General features: G+C 37.4%; 20 protein-coding genes. 9 read left to right on the forward strand and 11 right to left on the reverse strand.

The window, feature by feature from the left end; translation table 11 throughout:
* Positions 1-5 precede the first annotated feature (5 nt).
* Positions 6-3,401 (reverse strand): tetratricopeptide repeat protein, encoded by a 3,396-nt coding sequence (locus CRO15_RS11415; RefSeq protein ID WP_097045950.1) that lies wholly within the window; start codon positions 3,399-3,401, stop codon positions 6-8.
* Between the two features lie 211 nt (positions 3,402-3,612).
* On the opposite strand from CRO15_RS11415, the gene CRO15_RS11420 reads away from it, so the two are divergent.
* The gene (locus tag CRO15_RS11420; RefSeq protein ID WP_097045951.1) at positions 3,613-5,775 is read left to right on the forward strand and encodes a TonB-dependent receptor; all 2,163 of its coding nucleotides are present in this window, start codon (positions 3,613-3,615) and stop codon (positions 5,773-5,775) included.
* Between the two features lie 11 nt (positions 5,776-5,786).
* On the opposite strand, the gene CRO15_RS11425 is transcribed toward CRO15_RS11420, so the two are convergent.
* The 3 genes from CRO15_RS11425 to CRO15_RS11435 form a co-directional block, all read right to left on the reverse strand.
* A complete protein-coding gene (locus tag CRO15_RS11425; protein WP_097045952.1) occupies positions 5,787-6,209 on the reverse strand; it encodes a DoxX family protein in 423 nt (140 codons plus the stop codon).
* 156 nt (positions 6,210-6,365) lie between these two features.
* Positions 6,366-8,225 carry an Ig-like domain-containing protein gene (locus CRO15_RS11430; protein ID WP_097045953.1) on the reverse strand — a complete coding sequence of 620 codons (1,860 nt, stop codon included), beginning with the start codon at positions 8,223-8,225 and terminating at the stop codon, positions 6,366-6,368.
* 101 nt (positions 8,226-8,326) lie between these two features.
* Entirely contained in the window at positions 8,327-8,818 is a 492-nt protein-coding gene (locus CRO15_RS11435; protein WP_097045954.1) for a GNAT family N-acetyltransferase, read from the reverse strand.
* A gap of 306 nt (positions 8,819-9,124) precedes the next feature.
* Between CRO15_RS11435 and CRO15_RS11440 the strand changes: the two genes are divergently transcribed.
* Complete coding sequence (locus CRO15_RS11440; protein ID WP_097045955.1) at positions 9,125-10,897, forward strand: PorP/SprF family type IX secretion system membrane protein; 1,773 nt, start codon at positions 9,125-9,127, stop codon at positions 10,895-10,897.
* On the opposite strand, the gene CRO15_RS11445 is transcribed toward CRO15_RS11440, so the two are convergent.
* From CRO15_RS11445 to CRO15_RS11475, 7 genes are all read right to left on the reverse strand, one after another.
* Positions 10,898-11,515 carry an FMN-binding negative transcriptional regulator gene (locus CRO15_RS11445; RefSeq protein WP_097045956.1) on the reverse strand — a complete coding sequence of 206 codons (618 nt, stop codon included), beginning with the start codon at positions 11,513-11,515 and terminating at the stop codon, positions 10,898-10,900. It lies immediately after the preceding gene.
* Positions 11,516-11,517: 2 nt separating this feature from the next.
* Positions 11,518-12,279, reverse strand: a complete 762-nt coding sequence (locus tag CRO15_RS11450; RefSeq protein ID WP_165769950.1) for a DUF3179 domain-containing (seleno)protein — start codon at positions 12,277-12,279, stop codon at positions 11,518-11,520.
* Positions 12,280-12,404: 125 nt separating this feature from the next.
* Positions 12,405-13,310, reverse strand: a complete 906-nt coding sequence (locus CRO15_RS11455; RefSeq protein WP_097045958.1) for a DUF4382 domain-containing protein — start codon at positions 13,308-13,310, stop codon at positions 12,405-12,407.
* A gap of 147 nt (positions 13,311-13,457) precedes the next feature.
* Entirely contained in the window at positions 13,458-14,456 is a 999-nt protein-coding gene (locus CRO15_RS11460) for a DUF3500 domain-containing protein (RefSeq protein WP_097045959.1), read from the reverse strand.
* A 117-nt stretch (positions 14,457-14,573) separates the two neighbouring features.
* Entirely contained in the window at positions 14,574-15,362 is a 789-nt protein-coding gene (locus tag CRO15_RS11465) for a hypothetical protein (RefSeq protein WP_097045960.1), read from the reverse strand.
* Positions 15,363-15,741: 379 nt separating this feature from the next.
* A complete protein-coding gene (locus CRO15_RS11470) occupies positions 15,742-16,587 on the reverse strand; it encodes a DUF4249 domain-containing protein (RefSeq protein ID WP_097045961.1) in 846 nt (281 codons plus the stop codon).
* A 4-nt stretch (positions 16,588-16,591) separates the two neighbouring features.
* Positions 16,592-18,991 carry a TonB-dependent receptor gene (locus CRO15_RS11475; RefSeq protein WP_097045962.1) on the reverse strand — a complete coding sequence of 800 codons (2,400 nt, stop codon included), beginning with the start codon at positions 18,989-18,991 and terminating at the stop codon, positions 16,592-16,594.
* A gap of 272 nt (positions 18,992-19,263) precedes the next feature.
* Here CRO15_RS11475 and CRO15_RS11480 point away from each other — a divergent pair, with 272 nt between their 5' ends.
* From CRO15_RS11480 to CRO15_RS11510, 7 genes are all read left to right on the forward strand, one after another.
* On the forward strand, positions 19,264-20,403 hold the full coding sequence (locus CRO15_RS11480; RefSeq protein ID WP_097045963.1) for a glycoside hydrolase family protein: 1,140 nt from the start codon (positions 19,264-19,266) through the stop codon (positions 20,401-20,403).
* A 160-nt stretch (positions 20,404-20,563) separates the two neighbouring features.
* Positions 20,564-21,187 (forward strand): tetratricopeptide repeat protein, encoded by a 624-nt coding sequence (locus CRO15_RS11485; protein ID WP_097045964.1) that lies wholly within the window; start codon positions 20,564-20,566, stop codon positions 21,185-21,187.
* Positions 21,188-21,189: 2 nt separating this feature from the next.
* The gene (locus CRO15_RS11490) at positions 21,190-22,512 is read left to right on the forward strand and encodes a 2TM domain-containing protein (RefSeq protein ID WP_097045965.1); all 1,323 of its coding nucleotides are present in this window, start codon (positions 21,190-21,192) and stop codon (positions 22,510-22,512) included.
* Positions 22,513-22,635: 123 nt separating this feature from the next.
* Entirely contained in the window at positions 22,636-22,914 is a 279-nt protein-coding gene (locus tag CRO15_RS11495; protein WP_097045966.1) for a 2TM domain-containing protein, read from the forward strand.
* Between the two features lie 39 nt (positions 22,915-22,953).
* On the forward strand, positions 22,954-23,256 hold the full coding sequence (locus CRO15_RS11500) for a 2TM domain-containing protein (protein WP_097045967.1): 303 nt from the start codon (positions 22,954-22,956) through the stop codon (positions 23,254-23,256).
* On the forward strand, positions 23,247-23,564 hold the full coding sequence (locus CRO15_RS11505; protein ID WP_243396956.1) for a 2TM domain-containing protein: 318 nt from the start codon (positions 23,247-23,249) through the stop codon (positions 23,562-23,564). Before CRO15_RS11500 ends, CRO15_RS11505 begins: the two co-directional genes overlap by 10 nt.
* A 46-nt stretch (positions 23,565-23,610) precedes the next feature.
* Positions 23,611-23,940 (forward strand): 2TM domain-containing protein, encoded by a 330-nt coding sequence (locus CRO15_RS11510; RefSeq protein WP_097045968.1) that lies wholly within the window; start codon positions 23,611-23,613, stop codon positions 23,938-23,940.
* Position 23,941: the final 1 nt, after the last annotated feature.

Genomic DNA, 23,941 nt, shown 5'->3' on the forward strand with positions numbered 1-23,941 from the left:
ATTAGCTATTTTTCATGCATTACGGTCATGGATTGCCAGTTTTCGGGAGCACCTTCAGATATATACTTTTTTGTTTTGGAAACAAAATATTGTGTTATGGTATCTTTCGGATTTTTCACCAAAATCTTTTCAAAAACCACTAGAGCATCAGCAAAGTTTTGATTAAAAAATAGCTTCACCCCATGTTCATAGTCAGTTTTTGTTTCCAACTTTAAGCTTATGCTCTCCACGCTGTCTCCATCAATACACTCGAAAATGCCAATGGCTTTTTGCTTTCCTTTGACTTTTACTTTTCCCAAGTACCTGAAATTGAAACCATCTGAGTCTGCCATGAAATTTAAAGTGTCTTCGCTGATAATAATATTGGCACCAAAATATTTGGTTACACCTTCCACCCGCGAAGCGCTGTTTACAGTATCGGATATTACTGCAGGGTCATTTCTTTGTGAATCACCAATAATGCCCATGATCAATTGCCCGGTATGTAACCCCATTCCAACAGAGATGGGAACATAACCCTTTTCCTTGACACGCCTTTTATTGTAAAGGGCAAGCGTTCTTTGCATTTCAATGGCGGCATCCAAAGCACTTTCTGGTTTATGTGGAAACAATGCCATGATTCCATCTCCCAAGTACTGATTTACAAAACCATCATTTTCCTTTATTATAGGTCCCATCCGTCCCACATAGGCGTTAACGAACTTGAAATTCTGCTCGGGAGTCATACTTTCAGCTAGAGTAGTGTAATCTCGAATATCAGAAAACAAAACAGTTACGTTTTTCTCTATATGATCCCCAAGCTTTACATCTGTAATCGATTGTTTTCCTACGGATTGCACGAATTCTGAGGGAACAAATCTTGAAGTGGCCCTATGAATGGTGTTTAAGTTGATATGCGTTTTGATTCTACTCAACAACTCATTTTTCGAAATGGGTTTGGTCAAATAATCATTGGCGCCAGCATTGAATCCAACCACCAACTCATTTACGGTATTTTTTGCTGTTAACAAAATCACTGGAAGATCACTTGCAATATGTTGCTCCCTGATTTTTTCACAGACTTCGTAACCGGAAATTCCAGGCATCATTACATCAAGAAGCACAAGATTGTAAGAATGGTCTTTAGCCAATTCCTCCAAAGCCTCCTTGCCAGAGCTTACCTCGGTTATTTCATAACCGGCAACGGTCAAATGGTTTTCAAGCACTCTTCTATTTACAGGTTCATCATCAATAATCAAGATACGTGGAGCCTCGTGCCCTTGTATTTTTTTTGCTCCAGGAAGTGGTATTTTTCCTAAATGTGTTGATATGGTTTGAACAAAATCTGTGGAAGCAAGACCTTTGGATGTATAATCTTTACGGTCCATTGTACTCAAAGGGAGTGTAAAGGTAAAAATAGAACCTTTTCCTGTTTCGGAAGTTACAGATAGTGACCCTCCGTGCAATTCTACAAGCTGTTTGGTTACAGAGAGCCCCAGACCGGTACCTCCATATTCTCTCTGTGTAGAGCCATCTGCTTGTTCAAAAGAATTAAAAATGGTTTTCAAATTATCTTTTGGAATACCAATACCGGTATCTGTAATAGAAATACTCAACATATTGTCTTTGCTTTCCGAAAGCAGCGTCACATAGCCTTTTTGGGTAAATTTGATGGCATTTCCAATCAAATTATGCATTATTTGTTGTAGCCTGTTCTCATCAGCATCTACCAAAGGCACATCTTTTGGAATTGAATTGATGAGTTTCAATTTTTTGTCTTGAATCAAAGGATGAGATAGCCGCAGGACAATAGACGACAATGCATACAGATCTACCGGACGTAGTGAGAGTTCAATATCCTTGTTTTTCAATTTCGAAAAATCGAGAATGTCATTGACCAAGTGTGAAAGTCGTTTTCCGCTGTTGGCAATCATATCCAGATTCTCCATTGCGGCCTTGGGGAGCTTTCCAGCTATTCCGTCTTTTAGAGATTCGGTTAAACCAATAATACCAACTAATGGGGTTCTTAATTCGTGAGAAGTATTGGCCAGAAATTCGTCTTTGAGTTTGTCTATCTTTTCAAGCTCGACCACTCGCTGTTTTTCAATGTCTGTTCGTTTTCGTTCCTCAACGATTATCCTTTTCTTTTCCTCATCAGCCTGTTTTATTTGTTGATTGTGCTTGTACCTATTGAAGGCGAAGTAGGTAAATAGCAAAATGACAAGAGCCGCTCCAATGATAATATTTCTTAAAGTGGTTTGTTGCTCAAGTCTAAGCCCAGTAATCTCAGCGTCTTTTTCAAGGGCGGCAATGGCATTTTGCTTTTTTTCGGTTTTAAACCGTACTTGAAGCTCTTCTACCTGTTTAGATTTGGATTCAGTGAAAAGACTATCCTTAACTGCGATGAACTTATTTTTGAAAGCCAGTGATTTTTGATAATTTCCAGTTTCCTCATAAAGTTTAGAGAGTACATCATAATTTTCCTTTAGCACTGCTTTTGCTCCAATTTCTTCGGCTATTCTTATGGCATTGTTCAGGCTGGTTTCGGCTATACCATATCGCTTTAACTTCAAATTGATGACCCCTATTTGGGAATGACTCAGAGCTAGCTCGCGCTGTAGCCCTAGTTTTTTACGTAATAGCAAAGCTTGATCATGATATTCCAATGCTCGAGTATAATTTTCTTGAAACCCATATACCTTGCCAAGCGCCTCATAATCATAGGCCATACCCCAATCACTTTGAGTTTCTTGATCTAGAGCCAATGCTTTGTTGAAATTTTCCAAAGCTCTATCATATTGTTCCAATTGCATGTAGGTGTCACCAATATTAAAAAGGCAATTGGCAATTTCAGTCTTATCGCCAATTTTTGTAAATAAGCTAAGAGCACGATTGTAAGAATCCATGGCATCCAATTTTTTGCCCGTATTTTTTAGAATCTCCCCCATGGCGTTGAGAGTCGTAGCAATGCTAAAAGAATCATTGGCCTCCTCATAGATTTTTAGAATGGTGTAATAGATCTCCAAGCTTTGATCAAAATTGCCCAGATCATCAAGAATAATGGCTTTTTGGTACAAGCCATTTGCCATTGAGAAAGGTTCCTTTTTAGTTTGATGGAAGTCGAGGTATTTATCAATAAAACCTAGCGCATTGGTATAGTTGCCCTTTTGTCTTTCCAATACGGCATATTGATAATTGGCCAGGGATTTGCCCCAAGGGATATTAGCTTTCTTGCTGATTACATAAAAACTATCAATATATTTTTTTGCCAATTCGGCATTACTTCTATTGTTAATATATTCCCACGAAATATCTTTGAGGACTCTCACTTTGGCGGAATCAGTCTGTGCATTTCCATAGCGTTGTCGTAAGCTATCGATTTTAGCATTTTGTGCATTCAATGGAATAGCCATTAAGCACATAAACAGAATTATGTGGATTGAGGTTTTTATGATATTGGTTTAAAGTGGTTGGCAAACAGTTATTTAAATGTAAGGGATAAAGTACGAAAGACAAAATAAAGGAGTGTTTATCCATTTTCCTATTCATCACTAAAATTCAACAGTTGAGTACTTCTAATTGGTTTCCAGAAACCTATTAGGGCATTTTTGTGGCATCAAATAACAAACAGTCATGAAAAACCAAATCCTAATATTGATTACAATACTCAACTTAAGTATTTCCCAGGCACAGACTATAGTTTCTGGTGTTGTTTCTGATGCAAAAAACAATCCCATTGTTGGTGCAAATGTGTATTTGGAGGGTACCTATGATGGTACTTCGACCATGGAAAATGGGAAATTCAGTTTTGAGACATCCGAAACAGGAACCCAAACCTTAGTTATCTCCATGTTGTCTTATGATGCACATTACGAAATAGGGGATGTCGCATATTTCAAGAACCTCCAAATTAAGCTCATGGAATCTATAAATTCTTTAACAGGGGTCACTTTAACGGCAGGAACCTTTGAAGCAGGCGATAATTCCAGGGTCTCAGTATTAAAACCTTTGGATATTGTGACCACGGCGGGAGCTGCAGGGGATTTTGTAGCTGCTTTACAGACTTTACCAGGTACTACAACCGTTAATGAGGATGGACGACTTTTTGTTCGAGGTGGTTCTGCAGATGAGACCCAGGTGTTTATTGACGGACTTAGGGTTTTTCAACCTTTCAATGCTACAGCTAACAATACCCCTACTAGAGGCCGATTTTCTCCTTTTCTTTTTAAAGGAATCACATTTAGCACTGGAGGGTATTCCGCGGAGTATGGTCAGGCGTTGTCCAGTGTACTTCTGTTAAACACCAGTGATGTTCCCGATCAAGAAAAAACAGATATTTCCATAATGTCCGTAGGTGGGGGATTGGGTCATACCGAAATATGGGGAGACCAATCGTTGAGTATAAACACATCATATATCAATCTTTCACCTTATGAGGCATTGATTCCTTCCAATAAGGGTGTGCGGTGGAATAGTCCCTATGAATCTATTGCAGGAGAGGCTGTATTTAGAAGCAAGGGTGAAAAAAGTATGTTCAAGTTATACACAGGGTACAACCATGCCAATCTGGATATTGCCCAAGAGGATATAAATTTTGACGATTTTGTTGAATTTAGACTAAAGAACAACAATCTTTATTTTAACTCATCTTACAAATATTTTTTCGAAAATGATTGGAGCCTGACATCTGGGGCGGCAATTTCTTGGGATTCCAACAATATTGGTTTGATGGAAGATAGAGTTGAAAATAAGGAAACAGCCTCCCACATTAAACTAAAGCTAAGGAAGAGCTTTAGCAATAGATTCAATTTAAATTTTGGTTCAGAACTTTTTATAACTGATTTTGAAGAGACTTTTGCAACTGTTGACGATTCAACCTTTGAGAGCGACTATGATGACCAATTATGGGCCGGTTTTGTTGAAACCGACATTTTTTTGAGCAACCAATTTGCCATGAAGCTGGGAACTAGGGTGGAGCATAGTTCCCTTATACAAGATTTCACCATTTCACCAAGAATATCATTGGCCTATAAACCAGGTGAAAATGGTCAGTTTTCATTGGCTTATGGAGATTTTTATCAAAATCCTATGGGTAGCATAACAAAATTTGAAAAATCACTTTCATCAGAGAAAACCTCCCATTACATTTTAAATTACCAATATGTGGGTGATGGTAAAACCTTTAGGGCAGAGGGATATTATAAGAATTATGACGATTTGGTGAAGTATGATACGGAAACCCCTCTATTTAACTCTGATTATAACAACTTGGGGAGTGGTTATGCTGCAGGGATTGATGTTTTTTGGAGGGATAACAAGAGTATTGACAACCTTGATTATTGGATTTCGTATTCTTACTTGAACACGGAACGCGACTATCAAAACTTCTTGGAAAGGGCCACTCCTAATTTTGCGCCCAAGCACAATTTTTCATTGGTGACCAAGTATTGGGTCGATAAACTTCGTTCGCAGGTGGGATTTTCTTATTCCTATGGATCTGGAAGGCCGTATGATAATCCGAATACACCAGAATTTTTAGCGGAGAAAACCAAATCATATAATAACTTGAGCATAAATTGGGCTTATTTGATTGATCAGCAGAAAATCCTATATTTTTCGATGAGCAATCTCTTAAGTTTCAACAATGTAAGTAACTATCAATATGCAAATACTCCAAATATGGACGGAATTTATAATAGAAGGGCCATAACCCCTCCGGCAGATAGTTTCTTTTTTGTAGGTTTCTTTTGGACTATTAGTACGGATAAAAAAAGTAACCAATTGGATAACCTCTAATCATTACTGCATTACTGTTGCATCTTTAAATAATAATCAGCCGAGTGCTTCCCTGACCCGTATACAAAGAAAAAGATACATGCCAATAACGTTATTGTAGCTAAAAGGAGATTGGTCGTGTTCATCTCTCCTAAAAAATTGGTTAAAACCGCCCCCATTAATATAGGTAATTGAGCTGCGGCAGCCCATCGGGTCAATAGACCAAATACAATCAACAAACCACCTACAAAATGAGCTGGTGCAATATAATGCAGAAGGAGCATTCCACCGGGCATTTCTTGAAAAGGTCTTACCATAATGGTCATTTGTTCATGATTGCTCATAAATTCCACTCCTTTGTAAAAGAGAAAAACACCAAGAGCAATACGGACCAAATCTAATGGATAATAGGTATGGGCGTTAGCCCATTTGTTCAAGCTTTTAACTGTTCCCATGACATAGAATTTTTGAAATGAATTATATAATATACTCATTTTTAGTGAGATATGAAATAGTAAGCTTGGCATTAGTCAAGTTCGTGCATGGGACATTAACCTAAATATCCAAACTCTAAACCTCTAAATATTATTAAAGAGTTATGTTTGAAAAATTTACAATCTCAGAAAAAATGGAAACTCTATTATGGGTAGAAGTTGCGTCCCAACTGATGAAGCAAATATCCTTTCTCTTTTTGGGGAAACCACATAAAATGGGGTAGAGTTTACAAAAACATTTGAAACATACTCGCTGTAATTTTCAATGTTCTCATAATTTTCTGCGACCCCTTGAATTACTTGTAACCTTTGATTATCAAAAGCATCGTATAGTTCCTGAACAAATAAATTTTCTGGTAATTCTGGAATAGCCATACCAGTGGAATGACCATCAAAAATAAACTCCATGTGTATATGGATATTATCGAGGCTTGTTAGCCTAACCCTACCGACTTCATAGTTTTGCAATCCATTGAAGATTATTTTATCATTCTGAAATTGATATGATATACTTTGACCAGGAACAGAAATAGTTTTTGGTATTGCTCCAATTCCATCAATACCATAATTACTTACCCTAGCAGAATATAAATTGTGGTCAAAGATATTTGCATAAGAATAATCGTAACCATTAATACTGTTTAAAGAAGGATTCCAATATAGCATGTGAGGGCTGCTCATTGCCCTAAAATGCGTTTCGTTCTCAAAACCATAAACACTTAGAAAGGGGTCTAACGAAGATCCGTTAACGGTTAAAAAATCATGAGTAACATCAGTGCTCATAAAATCTTCTGCTTTTAAAGAAAACTTGGTGTTTATATCTTCAACCAAAGCCCATTGGTAACTTCTGTGCAAATCTGGGTGAAAATTCATTACGAAAGACTTGTTAGTTGACAATTCATCAACGGAGAAGTTTTTGGAAACATGGCCAGAGAAAGTATTGTTGTAAAATAGCATGGAACTCCAAGGTGTGGATGACCTAACATAGAATCCATCTTCATAATCTGGCATATCCATATTTATAGATGCGGAAGAACTGGGAAGTGAACGACTGGCTAAAACGATTTGATTGCCAACCATATTCTGTGTTAGATTACCATATACGTAGAAGCTAAAAACTACATTGGAAAAATCTTGAGCGAAGGTCAACATGTATTCTGTTTCTGCACCCAATTCTATACTAGAGCAAAGTGTAAGGGTTTCTGATGTGCGTGTGGAGTGAGTAACATAATCTATAAGGTTGCCATCACTATCAGATAAAATTGCGTGTACTTTTTCAACACCTTCTCGGATAAAATTATCTGGGAATTTAATATCCAAAATAGGTTTGTAAAAATTAACATCGAGAACTTCAGTGGTAATATTTCCCACCATATCTTCCATGACCAGTTTTAATGTGTTTGTTCCAATTGGGTGATCATCCATATTAAGTGGAAAGGAATAATCAGATGAGTTTCCAAAAGTTGCAATGGATGCATCATTTAGAAAAACCTCTACCCTGGAAATCCCTGAAATGTCATCAGAAATCCCAGGAGATACTGTTGTTTCCCCACACATCTTCAAAGCTTCCAAATCTATTTGATAAACGGCCGTAGGACCTTGTTTATCAACTTTAATTGTGACGATCTTCGAAGCGACTATTTCATTATCAAGTAGTATATCAACTTTAAGTTTGTGTTCTCCATGAGCTAAATCTGTTGAATTTACCAAAAAAGTATAAGGAGCAGCGGAAAATGATTCAACTAGGTTTGAACCAATGTAGATGTTGACCATATCCAATATAGCATCATTTGGAAGAGTGACTTCAATGTTTGATGAGGTTACTAGTGCATTTTCTGGTAAAGCTATTGAAATATCATCTGACTTTACATTGATTACCTTTTCAGGTATTTCATTTTCTTCAGAACTACACGAGTTTAATATTAAAAAGGAGACAAAAACTAAAAAAGCAATGAAGGTTTTTTGAGGCAGATGCATGTGTAGAGTTTTGAATACAAAAGAAGGTAAAATCTGCTGTCATGAAAAAAAAATCGATGAAATATATTTTTTTGAGTTTTATCTAATCTTTTCTGTCAAAACTATATGTCGTTGCTTGGAAGGATTAAATTCAATTCCATTTGAATATCACTTCGTTCATAAGGGGAAGTAGCTCCCTTTATTTCCTTAAAACCCAGTTTTTTGTACAAGTTAATGGCAGGCCCTAATACCCGGTTACTTTCCAAATACAACCTTTTGGCACCAAGTGTTTTAGCTTTTTTTATGATATGTAGCCCCAATAGTTTGCCAATACCCATGCCCTGAGCAGCAGGGGAGACTCCCATTTTAGCCAATTCAAAATCATATCCTTTATAATTGCTCTTCATCAAAGCGCAGACACCAACTGCTTTGTCATTAAGTAAAGCAATGGCAATATAACCACCTTTATCCAAAATATATTCCTTGGGATTATTCAGGGAAATACGATCCATTTCCTCAATCTTAAAGTATTTTATAATCCATTCTTCGTTCAAAACCCTAAAGGATTCAAAGTACTTTTTGGTGCATGGAACTATTTGTATATGCTTATTCATAAGTATAAAGTATATGAAAAGAAGACATAAAAATAATATGAAATTAGAAAGGAAAGATAAGTAGTTGGAAACAGCTCAAAATCAATTATATAAGAAAATGTAATAAATGCCGTTACATATAGGCGTAAATTGCCAAATAACCGTGCTGTTCAACGATTAAATTGGTTTTTTATCGACAAAAAACGTATAATTACAATTATAATTAATAATAAAACTCTTACAAGTTCCCAAATCTTGCAATGAGACCAAACAAAAGAATCATACCAATCCCAAATGGGATGATTAACCTACTAACACCATATAGCTATGGACGTAAAAATACCCCTGTTTTACAAACACATTGTTCGGCATTACCATAAATTGGCACTTTTTCTTATTGTTCCACTTTTGTTTTGCAACGAAACAATTGCCCAGGATAGTAATCCCTATGTAAGTTACGATGTGCCTTTTCAGAATTTATTGAAGTTTAATCGCTTTCTGATCAATCCAACTTTTTCAGCTGTTCGCGAGGATAAATCCTATGTCAACCTTTTTCATAGAAGTCAAGGTTCCAATTTGACAGATAATAACCAAAATTACTTTTTGAGTTATAGTGGGCGTATCAACGATCGCGTTGGTCTGGGGTTGAGCCTCTATAATCAACAAGAGGGAGTTATTTCCAATCTTGGGGTTATGGCGAATTATTCACATGGAATTCAATTGGGAGCAAAAAGTAATCTTAGTTTTGGGGTTAACATCCCATACTATGTCAGTAGTTTTGATTCGGATAGAGCGGTTGCCTTAGAAGATGACCCATTGTTGAATGACGCAACCCAAAATTCTATAATATCCTTCCAACCCGGATTAAACCTGTCCGTAGGAAAATTTGATTTTGGTGTTTTCGCCCAAAACCTAATGGATTATAATATTAAATCTGGAAAATCTTTGACAGAGTTTAATGAGAAGACTTTTTCGGGGCACATCCAGTTTGCCCACGAGTTTAAAAATGGTGCTGGAATTTTTGAAGATGGGCGGTTATTACCTTTGGCCAGAGCTCGATTTGAAGGAAATGATGATCCCATATTTGGAGGAGGGTTGATTCTTGACTTGCCAAAATTGGGGTGGATTCAAGGTGGATACGACCAATTTTATGGTGCCTCTGCGGGTACAGGTTTCAATTTAAATAGAAGATTATCCTTTGGATATAATTTTGAGAAGAACCTGAATAAGAATTTTGTCGACTTGGGAGTTACCCATGAGATTTCCATTGCTTTCTCCTTTGTGCCATCGCATTCACAAGGTGTATTGGCTTCCAATGAAGATGGCTCTACAAAAAAACCAATAGAAGGAACATTTGTTGCCGATATCAAAGACCATAAAAAGAAGAAAAAGAATAAACTGAATGCGGAAACTACCTTACGTCCTACAAACAAAGAGGATCTAGCCTTTTGGGAAGAGCAAGTAAGGATACTTAAAGAGCAACAGGACGACAACTACGCCATAATCAATGAATTGATTTTTAAGATGGATTCATTGGAACAAAATAGACAGCGCGATTTAGAAAAACGTTTTGAAATGGTGATGCGCCTGGTAAAGCGTCAAACAGATGACAAAAGACCAGATATTGAAGAAAGTGCTCAAAAACTATATTTAGCAAAGAATTCTGATCTGGACTCTGTAGCTACCGCATTGGAAGTCAGTGCTCTTGCTGATAATGTAGCTGTAAAGTCTAAACTTAGGAAGGTGCCAAATACAAATGGAGCATTTACCGGTGGTGCTTTTAAGCCCATTGAAAAATTCATAAATCTAGATGGTGTAGGCAAAGGACATTATATTGTTGCCAACGTGTTCAAAAATGAACGGTACTTAAAAAGCTTCATGGCCGATTTAAAGAAAAAGGGGTTGAATGCGGAGTATTTTAAGAATCCTGATAATGGACTAAACTATGTATACCTGGCAAAGTATCAGCAAAATGAGGACGCATATGCTGCTTATCGTTCACAAATGAAAGGAGCATACAAAGATGAAATCTGGATTATGCATGTTGACAACCCGCGCTATTCAGGTTGGGCCGACACCAAGTTTCAGGATAATGAATAGTCATTCTTGAGCGTCAGGGTTGCTTATTTTTTTGGCAATTTCTTTACTTCCAGAATCGGAACGCTCCATAAGTTCGGAAACAATTTTGGGATGGTCCTTTGGTCGGGTTTGCGAAAGTTTGTAAGCTGCTTGAATATCAGTAATCTCAATTTTAAACCCTACAATGCCCTTAACTTGTCTTAAAGTTTTGGGTGACATATCATGAAGAGATCCCGGATTTTTGGAATCCTTTTCATACTTGTCTACCAATCTATATAAAGATGCCATGGTTTCTTCCTCATTCAAAACCTTTAGTTTGCCATAAACATGTACGGCAATGTAATCCCAGGTGGGTACCTCTTCTTCTTCGTACCATGATGATGAAATATAAGCATGGGGACCATTAAAAATGCATAAGACCTCGTTGGCTTCTTCAAAAGTCTTCCATTGTGGATTGGCCTTGGAGATATGTCCTTCAAGAGTATCCTTTCCCTGACCGTCAGTTTCCAGTTCCAGCGGAATATGGGCTGCCCATGGCTTGCCATCAACCTGATTGACCAAGATACCAAAGCTGTTCTCTTTGATAAAGGTTTTTACTTCGTCAATATTTTCGTTTTGGTAATAATGAGGTATGTACAATGCTAAAAAGATTCAGTTACTATATTTTTTACAATATCAGATACGTCATCGTACCTTTTCCATGTTTTGGGACGTTCGTAGTCCAAGCCAGATTTCATGACTTTTGCATTGGGATAGTTCTCTTTAATATGTTCCCAGGTAGTATCCTCCCAATAAATGTCCTCCAGTTTTTGCAGTTTTACATTTTTCAGTGATCCTGATACTGCCTTATCGACCAAGGGCCACCAAAGACTTTTAGTTTCTCTATCCCACAAGACAAAACCATCCAATCCATTCCACACCTTGGGGTCAAAATAGGTATATCCACTTAAGGCAAAGGTAAATACCTTATCGGCATAAGTTCTTTTATAAACTGCACCTAAATCTGCCAAAATACAATAAGCAGCAAAGATGGGTTCACCAGCCAACATATCATTGACCACTTCATGTCGTGTTAGGTCTGTAACCGAATAGGCTTTGATGTCATCCCCTTTTTTCGCCAATAAAAAACGACTTTCCGAAGTCCAGTGGCTATCAGCTTCTTGAACAGATTGAAACTCTGGCTTTAAAAGAGCCGGGAATCGCTCACGACCAATTCCGTAATGAAACTGACCAGGTTTAAGATCAAGGTTGTCTATTATAAAATGTTGACTTGCTTTTTCTCCACCATAAAGCATTTTGGTGCCATCTTTTTCAAAGAATTTGCCATTTTCCAGGGCACTGGGTCTTTGGGAAAATCCCAAGAAACAACAAAGCATAATTAGAAGAGATAGGTAGGCTTTCATCTTTTTGTTTAAAGGTAAACAGTTTTGAGGTTTCATTGAGTTATTGGAAAGAAATTGTGTGAAAAGAAAAAGCGGGAATTACAACCCCGCTTATCTTTTTGAAAACCTTATGTTGGCTTTATTTTTTATTCTACCACTTCTTTTTCAAGTTGAAAATCTTGAACAGTTTTATTGGCGGCGGTAATTTGAACCTCCAGAGTATCATTTTTTACATACCCTTCCAATTCGGCAAAAACTTTATAGGTGCCTGCTTCCAGACCCATGATCGTATAGTTGCCATCGGCATCGCTAAATCCTGAGGTGTTCAAAGTATCGGCTGCCAACACTGAAATCTGCACTCCTTCTAAGGCCATTTGTATTTCATCTTCCAGTGAGTTGACATTTCCAGTTAAACTCCCCGCAGTGGAAAGATTACTTACTTTAATTACCGGCTTAAAATTAAAACCGTGAATACCATCAACTGTTTTGATGTTGCCCTTGGGAACAAAAGAACGACTTACATCAAAATCCAGTAGAAGGTCTGCGGATAATCCTCCGGCCACGGTAATTCCTGGTTTTATGAAAACTTTTATACCAGTTTGTTGACCACTGGGTACTGTTAAATCAAAAGTCCGTCCATCTGCTAAAACAACATTGACGCCCTTTACATATATCCTAATAAGATCATAGGTGCCAACAGGGACGTCAAGATTAGCCAATTGTTCCGTTACACCATTGGTAAGCTTCAAAAGGTTCACATCCATTTCTTCCTCCATTAGAACGATGAAAGGAGAATTACCATCAGAACCCATATCATCTTCGGAAGAATCGTCCTCGGCATTTTCATCCATATCATCATCAACTTTTCTTGCTTCCACTTTAAATACGGTAACATTTGCTTCCGCTACCATGTCAAATGGAAAAGGTGCATCAGTAAGTTGAACGGTAAGTTTACCTGTTGTTGAATCGAAACCTGAATTGTTGTCTTCAGAACAATTTAGAAACGTAAGTGTCGTGGCCAGAATAAAGCCAAAAAAGAATTTAATTTTCATAGTTGAGGATTTTAAGAGGTTGTAACACCTCTTATGTTAATGTTTAGTGTTCTCCAAATATGCGAACATCAGATCATTTAGTGGCCTAATTATGAAAATTTTCGATGAAACACACTGATTTGTAGGCTTTTACTGTCAGTTTGTTAACTAATTATGATTAGATTTTTTATAATGCTCCTGAATCAAATCTCTTCCAAAATCACCATTAAAATCACGCCAAACAGAATGGATATGGTTAGCGTTGTTTTGAGTATTGTCAAATTCAATCAAAAAGGTTTTGCCTTGAATGCGATAATAATGGGGCTGTCTCGAAGAAGTAGCACCAGCCCAACCAAAATAGATATTGTTAGGTTGTTCTTTCTTTACATCTTCAATTCGTTTTTTTGCCAAATCCTCTGGCATGGCCGAAATATATTCATAAATCAGCTTCCAAAGTAATTTTTGCTGTTGTTGGTCAAGGGCTTCTGCATTTATACCAGCTGTTTCCAATGGTTCTGCTTTAGACTCAACAAATGTTACGATTTCCCTAAAGTTAGTTTTACGAAAAATGGCCTCATTTTTTTGATTGGAATCCAAAGAATTTATTAGTTCCAGACCTAAATCGTCTTCTAGTGCCAAGACACGTTGCCCTTTTCTTTTTCCATGCAAAATAGTGGCTGGTGAAGCACCCATAAACCTCGGTGCAAAAGAAACATGGTTTCCAATAGAGGTGAAATTTAAGGAAAGATGATGACCTTCAAAGGACCAGCCCCAAATAGCGTCGGTTTTAGGGTTGCCATAGAAAGCAATATAATACTTTTCAGAATCCCTCATATTCGCATTTCCTTCCAATTCAAGGAGTATGTTTTCCAGATCAATGATCTTCATTGCCTTTTGATAGCCAGATTGGCTTAGATGGCTTTTAAGCATGATGTGGAAGAAATCTTTTTGGGATGGGCTCAGTTCCATCAGTTGAATGCCTCTCTTTTCCAGCATTGAAGCTGGGAAAAAATGCCAGGACTCTCGGGAATCATCTGTAAATTGAAACAAAGCCTTATCCAGTTGTGTCTGATGTAAAGAATTTAGGAAATTGGATACAGGGCTTTGCGTAAAACCTATGAAACCAATCCATCCCATGATTAAGGTTAAACACAAAGTTGCTTTCATGAGATTGCTTTTTAGTAAAGATACTTTAAATGTTGGGGATTGATTTTATCACTTTTTTGGCTTGGGAATAAAAAAAGTGAGGGCATCCAATACCCTCACTTTGATTTAACAAAATCGTTATTGTCTTGAAGCGGATTGAATGGAACCATCACTTCCACTAAGATCAGGTCTAAATGCCCATAATTCTTGAACATCTCCATTGGTTGTTTCCCCGAATTGTTTTAAAAAATCCATGAATGTTCCTTCGCCATGTACTTCTTCATACCATTGCGGGAATTTATCTTCTTCGGACATCCATGAGCTACTATCAAAAAAATTAACCCAAGCCATATCCTGTCCATCTGCATTGCTAAGTTCATTGAAGTAGACCCCCCATTGCTCATCTGGGTCTTTTGTTTTGAACACTTTAGTGACTTTGTCCAATACACCATTAAATTCACGCCCTTTAAATCTTTTAATGTCTAGCATGAAGACTGCTAGATTTTTTAGCTTGAAATCTTTTGTGAAATTGGAATGTTTTGTGTCAAACTTCCAATAGGTGACTGGGGACTCAGCAAGTGCATGGGCAGCAACATTGGCGTTCCAGTCATCATTGTGTCCATTCTCATTTTGAGGAGCATTGTCCATGGCACTCCATGGTATGGGTCCCATACTCCAGATGTACTTTCCAAAGTTTTTGCCGCTCATTACAAAAAACACATTGGCTTGATATGCTCCCTCTGAATGAAACTTTTTGTTGTGGGCTGCTAGTCCAGCCTCAAATTCAGCTATTTTTTCAGGATGCGCAGTAAGCATTAGATTGGTAAATACACCATAATCTTGACCTTCTTGAGCTTGGAGCAAAAAAGGAACAAGCAAAAGAGCGAATAATAGTTTTTTCGTTTTTTTTGAATTAGTTGTTTTCATAAAATTTATAATTAAGGGTTGATATAAAATGAATTAGCTTTTATCATTGCCAATAGACAACTCGCTTAATATCGAACAGCATGAATCAAACTACAACTGTGCAAGTAAAGTACTTTTATATGGGGAACAAACTAGGAAGGTGGGATAGGGAAATGTTAAAATCCTAGTTATCTAATATAATAAAAAACTGGTAATCAACTAATTAAAAATTAAGTTAATTAGTTGAAAGCTAAAATTTATATAAAGTTTCCTACAAAGAGTAGCGTACTTTATGATAAACTGGCTCAACTGTCTGGAAGTTTTCAATCTGTATTGAAAAAATCCCAAAGCCGAAAAAAATCGAACTTTGGGATTAGCAACCTACAACCTAAAACAAAAACTATTCGAACGTAAAACTTCTTTCTACTTTTTCCGAAACCCTAAAATATCCGTAGGGCGTATTATCTGGATTATCTGTGTTTATACAATTTCCTACCAAAGCAACAGGTGTGGCACTGAAGGCATCACCAGCGCTTTCAAATTGTTCAACTAAAAGCCGCAAATAGTTATGATAATCTTCTGAAATTCCTAACAATGCTATATCTACCGTGTCACCGGGTTCAAATTCTTTGATATTCTCCCCTTCATCCTCAATTTTTTCGTAATAAAAGGTTACCTCATTCCCGTCTACAAATTCATCTTTGACGTAAAAAAGCTCTGGTAATTGGTCATTACGACTTTGAAAACGTAAGAAGTAATAATTCTCAATATCCGCGGGATCTTCGAACGAAACGTTCACTTCAAGTGCCTCATCGTCCTCACCATCTTCTTTGGATTGGGTAATGGAAGAAAAATCACTTACAGCAAACATGGTTTCCGTGGCAGTATATCTTTCTCCTTCATACAAAACCTCCAAAGTGTACGAGTTTCCTATAACCGGAACAAAAGAATTTGTGGTGTAACTACCGTCGTTCTGATCTGTAAAAGTGAATACCGTTCTACTGTTATTATTGGTAACCTGAACAGTTGCCCCGGTAACAGCTGAATTACGTTGGCTATCAAAGTATGGCGTGGAAGTGCTCAAAAGAATGGTCTGTTGGTTTCCGGCCGTTCCTTTCTCCCAATCCAATGATGCTTCAATGGTCAATCTGATTGGTCCTTCGGGAACTTCAACTTCAATAACATCTGTACAGGATATTACTCCTAGTACTAAAGTGCTTAATAAGATCTTATATAAAAATTTCATTACGTTAGAATTTAAAATTATAGGTAACTGATGGGACTATTCCAAAAATTGCGGTACGGGTTGCTTCGTTGGCTCCAGTCTCAAAGTTTTGACCGAACGAAATGGAGGCAGCATTTTTTCGATTGAAAACATTATAGATTCCAAATACCCATTCGCCTTTCCATTTTTTATCAGGTCTCCTGTTTGGCTTGTATGTGGCTGAAACATCCAATCTATAGTAAGCGGGTAGCCTATCTGCATTACGGTCCGAGTAAGAGGCAATGGATATGCCTTCGTACTCATATTGCCCATTTGGATACGTTACCGGTCTACCGGTCTGGAAAATGGCATTGGCACCAAAACTCCACTTTTCATTAAATTGATAAGCTCCGGTCACTGAAATATCATGGGTTCTATCATGTGGGGTGTTGTACCAACTCCCGTTATTGATTCCAGGCCCGCCGGCATTACCTCCAAAAGTTCGCTGCTCAGATTTTGACAATGTGTACGAAATCCAACCTGTAAAAGGGCCTTCATTTTTTCTGAGCAAGAGCTCAAGACCGTAAGCTCTTGATTCTCCATTTAGAATTTCCCGTTCAATGGTATTGTTGCCGATCAAATCAGAACCATCAATGTAGTCAATACGATTATCTACAGTTTTGTAGTAGGCCTCAACCTCCATTGAATACATTTTATCCTTGAAGTTTCTAAAATACCCAAGGGCATATTGATCCGATAATTGCGGTTTGATATATTTTCCACTGGGAGTCCAAACATCTAGTGGAGTAACCGAAGAGGTGTTTGATAATAGATGGATGTATTGTGCCGCTCTTGAATACCCTAGTTTTACAGATGAGTAATCGTTGAGTTGATAGGCGAGGGAAAGACGTGGTTCAAAATTACTGAACTTTTTGATGCTCTCACTTTTCTTATAAATGGTTTCACTAATGGGATCCGTTCTTTGATAAAAACGTAAAGTTGAATTGTATACCAAAGGTTGATCGTTTGCATATTCAGAAAGGGGTTGTCCGCCCATTCTATTAAAGTGACTAAACCTTAAACCATATTGGGCGGTCAATCTGTCCGTTAATTTATGCTCTGCATTTATATAAGCAGCACTTTCAAGTGCTCGCTTTTGATCAAGCTGCAATTCATTTATGGAGGAGTTTGGCCCGGTAGGTTTAATCTGTCCTGGGTCAAACTCATATTTTATCGTACTTACCCCAAAGTCGAGCTTAAAAGCATCACTGAAATAATATTTCAAGTCATATTTGGCATTATAATTTTTGATGGATGAAATCCAATCAAACTCAAAATCTTCTATCCCCAGTTCATAATCATACTTACTGTAAATAAGGGATAGGTTAGAGAATAGCCTGTCATTAAAAATATGGTTCCATCTTAAATTACCAGAGGCATTTCCATAACTACTGCTGAATGAACCGTCAAAATCAAAAACATCCCTTCCAAAGTATCCCGAAAGGAATAATTTGTTGTTTTTATTGAGGCTATAATTGGTTTTAAGGTTTAGGTCATAAAAACTGACACTGTTCTTTTCTCCGGCCAGTTTTAAGAGTAAATGGGCGTAAGAACCTCTTCCGGCAACAAGAAAAGAGCCACGGTCATTAAACATAGGGCCTTCGGCGGCCAATCTGCTTGAAATTACTCCAACTCCCCCGGTCAATGCAAAGTTTTTACTGTTCCCATCTTTTTGTCTAACATCCAGTACGGAAGAAACGCGTCCACCAAATTTGGCTGGGATACCACCCTTATAAAGTTTAAGGTCCTTCACGGCATCTGCATTGAAAACTGAGAAAAAACCAAGCATATGAGAGGTGTTGTAGATAATGGCTTCATCTAAGAGTACAAGATTTTGGTCAACTGCACCGCCTCTAACATGAAATCCACTTGATCCTTCACCGTTATTTGTAACCCCTGGCAAAATCTGTAACGATTTAATAACATCCACCTCGCCCAAAACAACGGGCATTTGTTTTACAGTTTTTATGTTGAGTTTGGAAACACTCATTTCGGGTTTTCTCAAGATGGCTCTTTCCGGTTCTTCGGCGGTAACCTCAACTTCATCGAGCATTGTTGAAAACTCTTCAATTTCTGTGTCAATTTTTTGATTTTGGTCCAACACCACTTGCATTGAAATCTCTTTGTAGCCCAAATGCGAGAAAACTAGAGTATAAGACCCTTTAGGCGCAGTTAGGGAATAGAAACCATATTCATTGGTAATGGCTCCAATGGTCGTTCCCTTTAAAAAGATAGAGGTTCCAAAAAGAGTTTCCCCGTTTATTTTGTCCGTCACATTTCCACTTATGGTAAAATTGTCTTGGGCATAGATTGCTGTTGATACTAACAAAAGACACAGTCCCATGAGCAATCGTATGGGTGTGTACCTTTCCTTTGTTTTTGTCATTTGTTTTTTGATTTTAAGATTAAGACCAAACCGTTCTTTGATTTGTTCGAGCTAATGACATTGGAAAAAAGGAAAGGTTGCATCAAACCAAAAAGAAATTAACCAATTGATGATTTTTAACTTAATATTGGGATTGACTTAAAGGTGTTGGGCATATTAAAGTCATTGAAAAATAGGTGTTCATGTGGACTGGAATGTTGTTTAGCTAAGAATGGCGCATTGAGCAAAAAAGATTATTTAAATTCATATCTGATAACTCAAAAAATAATAAAATGAACAAATTTCTTCTAGTAGCGTCCATGGCGATACTGTTGACTTCCTGTAAATCCAAAAATTCTGAAAGCACAATATCAGTAGATAAAAAACACAAGATTCCAGTTTATGCATGGATGGGTGGGCCCGGTGAAGCGACAGATGAAGAATTGGCAGCACAATTTGAAGATCTTAAGAAAAAAGGGATAGACGGACTTATGTACAATGGAGGCCATGATCCAGAAACATACAGGAGAGTTGGAAAGTTTGTGAAAAATGCCGGGATGGAATTTCATACCTGGATACCGACCATGGTTCAAGGAGAGAATCCTAAACTTGAAAAGGAATGGTATGCCGTTAACAGAAATGGCGAATCTGCCTTTGAAAAGCCCGCGTATGTGGATTATTATAAATTTTTGTGCCCAAGCAAAGAAGGAACGTATAATTTTTTGGCTGAACTATACGGGAATGTAGCTGAAGTAAAGGAGGTAGACGGTATTCATTTGGATTACATCCGTTTCCCAGATGTTATTTTAGCTCCTGGGTTATGGGATAAATACGGTCTGGTCATGGATAAAGAATATGCTCCGTACGATTATTGCTATTGCGATGACTGCACTTCTGATTTTAAAGAACAGACCGGTATAGATATTAAAGCCGTAGAAGATGCAACGCAGGTAGCAGAATGGAAACAGTTTAGATATGACCTTATTACCAATATGGTAGGTAGATTGGCTGATGTAGTACACGCAAAAGGGAAAAAAATAAATGCAGCTGTTTTCCCAGGACCATCCATTTCAAAAAAATTGGTAAGACAGGAATGGAACAAATGGAACCTTGATGCCGTGTATCCAATGAATTATAATGACTTTTATCTGGAAGGACCAGAATGGGTGGGCAAAATTGTTAAGGAAGAAGTAACTGCAGGAAAAGCAGGAGTTCCTATTTATAGTGGTTTGTTTATCTGCCCAAAACCAGAAAAGAAAGGAAATGAGAAAGATCCAGAAAACCACGGTCTTCTGCCAGAAGAAATTGGAGAGGCTATTGCTGGGTCAATGCGAAATGGCGCAAACGGAATATGTCTTTTTACCCCGGGTAGAATGACAGATGCCCATTGGAAGGCTTTTGAAGAAGCTATATATGCAGATTATAGTAAATAGCTATCTGAGTTAATAGCTGAAGCCCGATGACCATTAGGTTATTGGGCTTTCTTTTTGCTATACAACTCATCCCGTAAAAATTACAGTTCGGTAATTCTTTTTATTAAGAAGCTCGTGGCATGGGCATCTTTGTGGTGTAATAATCAGAAAACGAACAGTTATGCAAACTTTAGCCAAAATTTTAGTACTATTATTTGTAGGAGTCCTTAGCGCTCAGGATCAATACACCAAAGGAATGGAAAAGGCGTTTCAGCTTTGGGGAGATCAAAAGCCGGTAGAAGCCGCCAATCTTTTTGAGCGTATTGCCATGGCGGAACAAGACAATTGGTTACCGCATTACTATGTGGCCCAAATAAACACCATATCCTCTTTTGGTGAAAAAGACTTGGAAATTCTATCCAGGCAATTGGAAAAAGCAAAAGAGTTTTTAGATATGGCCAAAGCGATTTCCCCGAACAATCCTGAGATTTTAGTACAAGAAGCCATGATGAATACGGCATGGATTGCATTTGATGGAGCAACCTACGGTATGACATTATCAGGAAAAAACACACAATTATATCAAAAAGCGTTGGAATTGGCACCTGAAAATCCCAGGGTAGTTTTTTCAAAAGCAGAATGGGATATGGGGTCTGCTAGGTATTTTGGAAAAGATACCGCTCCATATTGCAAAGATGTGGAAAGGGCTTTGGAACTTTTTGCTAATTTTAGCAACGATACTCCATTCTATCCTTCTTGGGGAAAAGAAAGAGCTCAACAAGTAATAGAGCAATGTAAGTCATAATTATGCAAAATCTCATTAGGGTTGTCAAACTTTCTTTACTGATAACTGTTGTGGTCGCCATCCTAAGTATTTTTATATTTGGGGATAGTGATTACTCCTTTGATGGCATAATCAGAAATATTATTATCAGCTTTATCTTCTCGTTTGGTTTAACAGCGGTAAATTCATATTACCACGATTGGATGAACATTCGATATTCTTGGGAAAAAAGCCCCAAAAAGCGTCTATGGTACGGTGCTATCGGATCCTTTTTACTTACCATTGTCACTTTTGGCATACTTAGGTACATAATTTATTTTTACTACACAGGCCAGTCATTTTTTGAGTTTTTCAGCAAGGAGAAACCAGACTCCTATATCGTGGCAATTGTAATTACGGTTATAGCCTCACTTTTTACGCATGCCTTTTATTTTTATAGGGCTTTGCAAAAGAAAGAGGTTAAAAAGCAAAAAATAATTGCTGGAACTGCTTCAGCTAGGTTCGATGCCCTTAAAAATCAACTGGACCCCCATTTTTTATTCAATAGCCTTAATGTGCTAACAAGCCTTATAGAGGAGGACCCCAACCAAGCACAAAAATTCACTACATCGCTTTCTAAAGTATACCGATATGTTCTTGAACAGAAGAACAAAGATTTGGTTCCTGTTGATGAGGAACTCAATTTTGCCCGAACCTATGTAAGACTTTTAAAAATGAGGTTTGAGGACAGTATTGTCTTCGAAATCCCTGAAAGGTCAAGCATGCCAGAAGCTAAGATAGTCCCACTATCGCTTCAGTTACTATTAGAAAATGCTGTGAAGCACAATATCGTGACGGCTTCAAAGCCATTGAACCTAAAGGTTAAAGAAGAGAATGGTATGCTGGTGGTTTGCAATAACCTACAAGAGAAGCAAGTAGTGAAAAAGAGCAGTGGGGTAGGGCTTCAGAATATTAGACAGCGTTATGATATACTTACAGATAGAGAAGTTGTGATAGCTAAAACCAAATCTGAATTCAGTGTTGGCATTCCCATGCTTACAAAGCAAGTTTCTGTTATGGAGTCCCAAGCAAGTTTTATAGCGGAGAAAAGATATTTAAAGGCTAAGGAAAGAGTAAAGAGCATAAAGGAATTCTATTCCAATTTAACTGCATATTGCTTTGTAATCCCTTTCTTATGGTGGTTAAATTTTAGGACCACAGATTTTTTATGGGCGTTTTTCCCTACTCTGGGTTGGGGTTTTGGTGTTATAGCTCATGGGATGGAAGCTTATGGCTATAATCCACTTTGGGGCAAGAAATGGGAGGAAAGAAAAATCCAAGAACTTATGGATAATGAAGATTTTTAGTGTAGTCCAGACTTCCAGTAACAGTTCATCCTTATAAAACAACAATTCACGAACCCTTTTTTTTCTTCTCCTTAGTTTTTAAGGAATTTTGAGATGTAATTGAGAACATCCAAAACAGACAATATGGAAGCACATAGCGAATACAAGTATCAAAGGGCAAAGGAAAGAGTAAAAGAACTCAAATGTTTTTATACAAATTTGCTGGCATATTGTTTAGTAATTCCTTTTTTGGCATATACCAACTATAGTACCACAAACTTTATATGGTTTGTTTTTCCGGCATTTGGATGGGGACTAGGGTTATTGTTGCATGGAATGAAAGCTACCGGATACAACCCATTTTTAGGAAATAACTGGGAAGAACGTAAAATTCGAGAATTTATGGGCGACGATAAATTCTAATGAATAAGTATATTTAATAATTGTCAAACACCAACCAAAATGGAAAACTCTAATAAGGAAAGTAAATATTTAAGAGCCAAGGAAAGGGTAGACGAGCTAAAGAAGTTTTATGCCAATTTATGGTCTTATATTATGGTAATATCGGCATTGGCATTGATTAATTATCTTACCAATGAATTTCGATACATGTGGTTTTTATGGGCAGCCTTTGGCTGGGGAATTGGAATAATATTTCATGCCGTTGGAACTTTTAACATGAATCCATTTTTCGGAAAAAACTGGGAAGAACGAAAGATCAAGGAACTTATGGATGAAGATGAGAACTCAAAAAAATGGAGGTAATTATGGAGCATTTTGATAACGGTAAATACAAAAGGGCCAAGAAACAAGTTGAAGAAATAAAGGGGTTTTACATCCACTTGACCATATACGTTGCAGTCAACACTTTCATATTGGTCAATATTTATAGGCATTCTGATAACTTTTGGGAATGGCCCCATTTTGTGACATTGGGAGCTTGGGGAATTGGATTGTTGTTCCATGCATCCAAAACGTTTGGTGTTAATCTTTTGTTTGGAAAAAATTGGGAAGAGCGTCAAATTCAAAAGTATATTGAAAAAGACAAGGAAGAAATGGGAAAATATAAGTGATGGAGAGGAAAGAATATATAAAGCCAAGTTTATCTAAGTAGGTGTCATGAGGGATTCGGATAAGTACGAAAAGGCCAAAAAGAGGGTCAAAGAACTAAAAGGGTTTTACAACCACCTAAAAATCTTTATTATCGTCAATGGGGTGTTATATCTTCTGAAAAGTGGATGGTTGACTTCTTTTATGCCTAAAGGTTTTCCAACAGAATCGTATTATTTTGATTGGATACATAGCAATTTAATACTATGGGGATTGATAGTTGCGGTACATGCCCTAATCTTGTTTAGGCATAAATTTCCATTCCTTAAGAAATGGGAAGAAAGACAGATTCAAAAATACATGGATCAAGACAGTGAAGAAAGTGGAAAATATAAATGAA

Origin of the sequence: Flagellimonas pacifica, from assembly GCF_900215465.1 — a bacterium.
Taxonomy (GTDB): Bacteria; Bacteroidota; Bacteroidia; order Flavobacteriales; family Flavobacteriaceae; genus Flagellimonas; species Flagellimonas pacifica.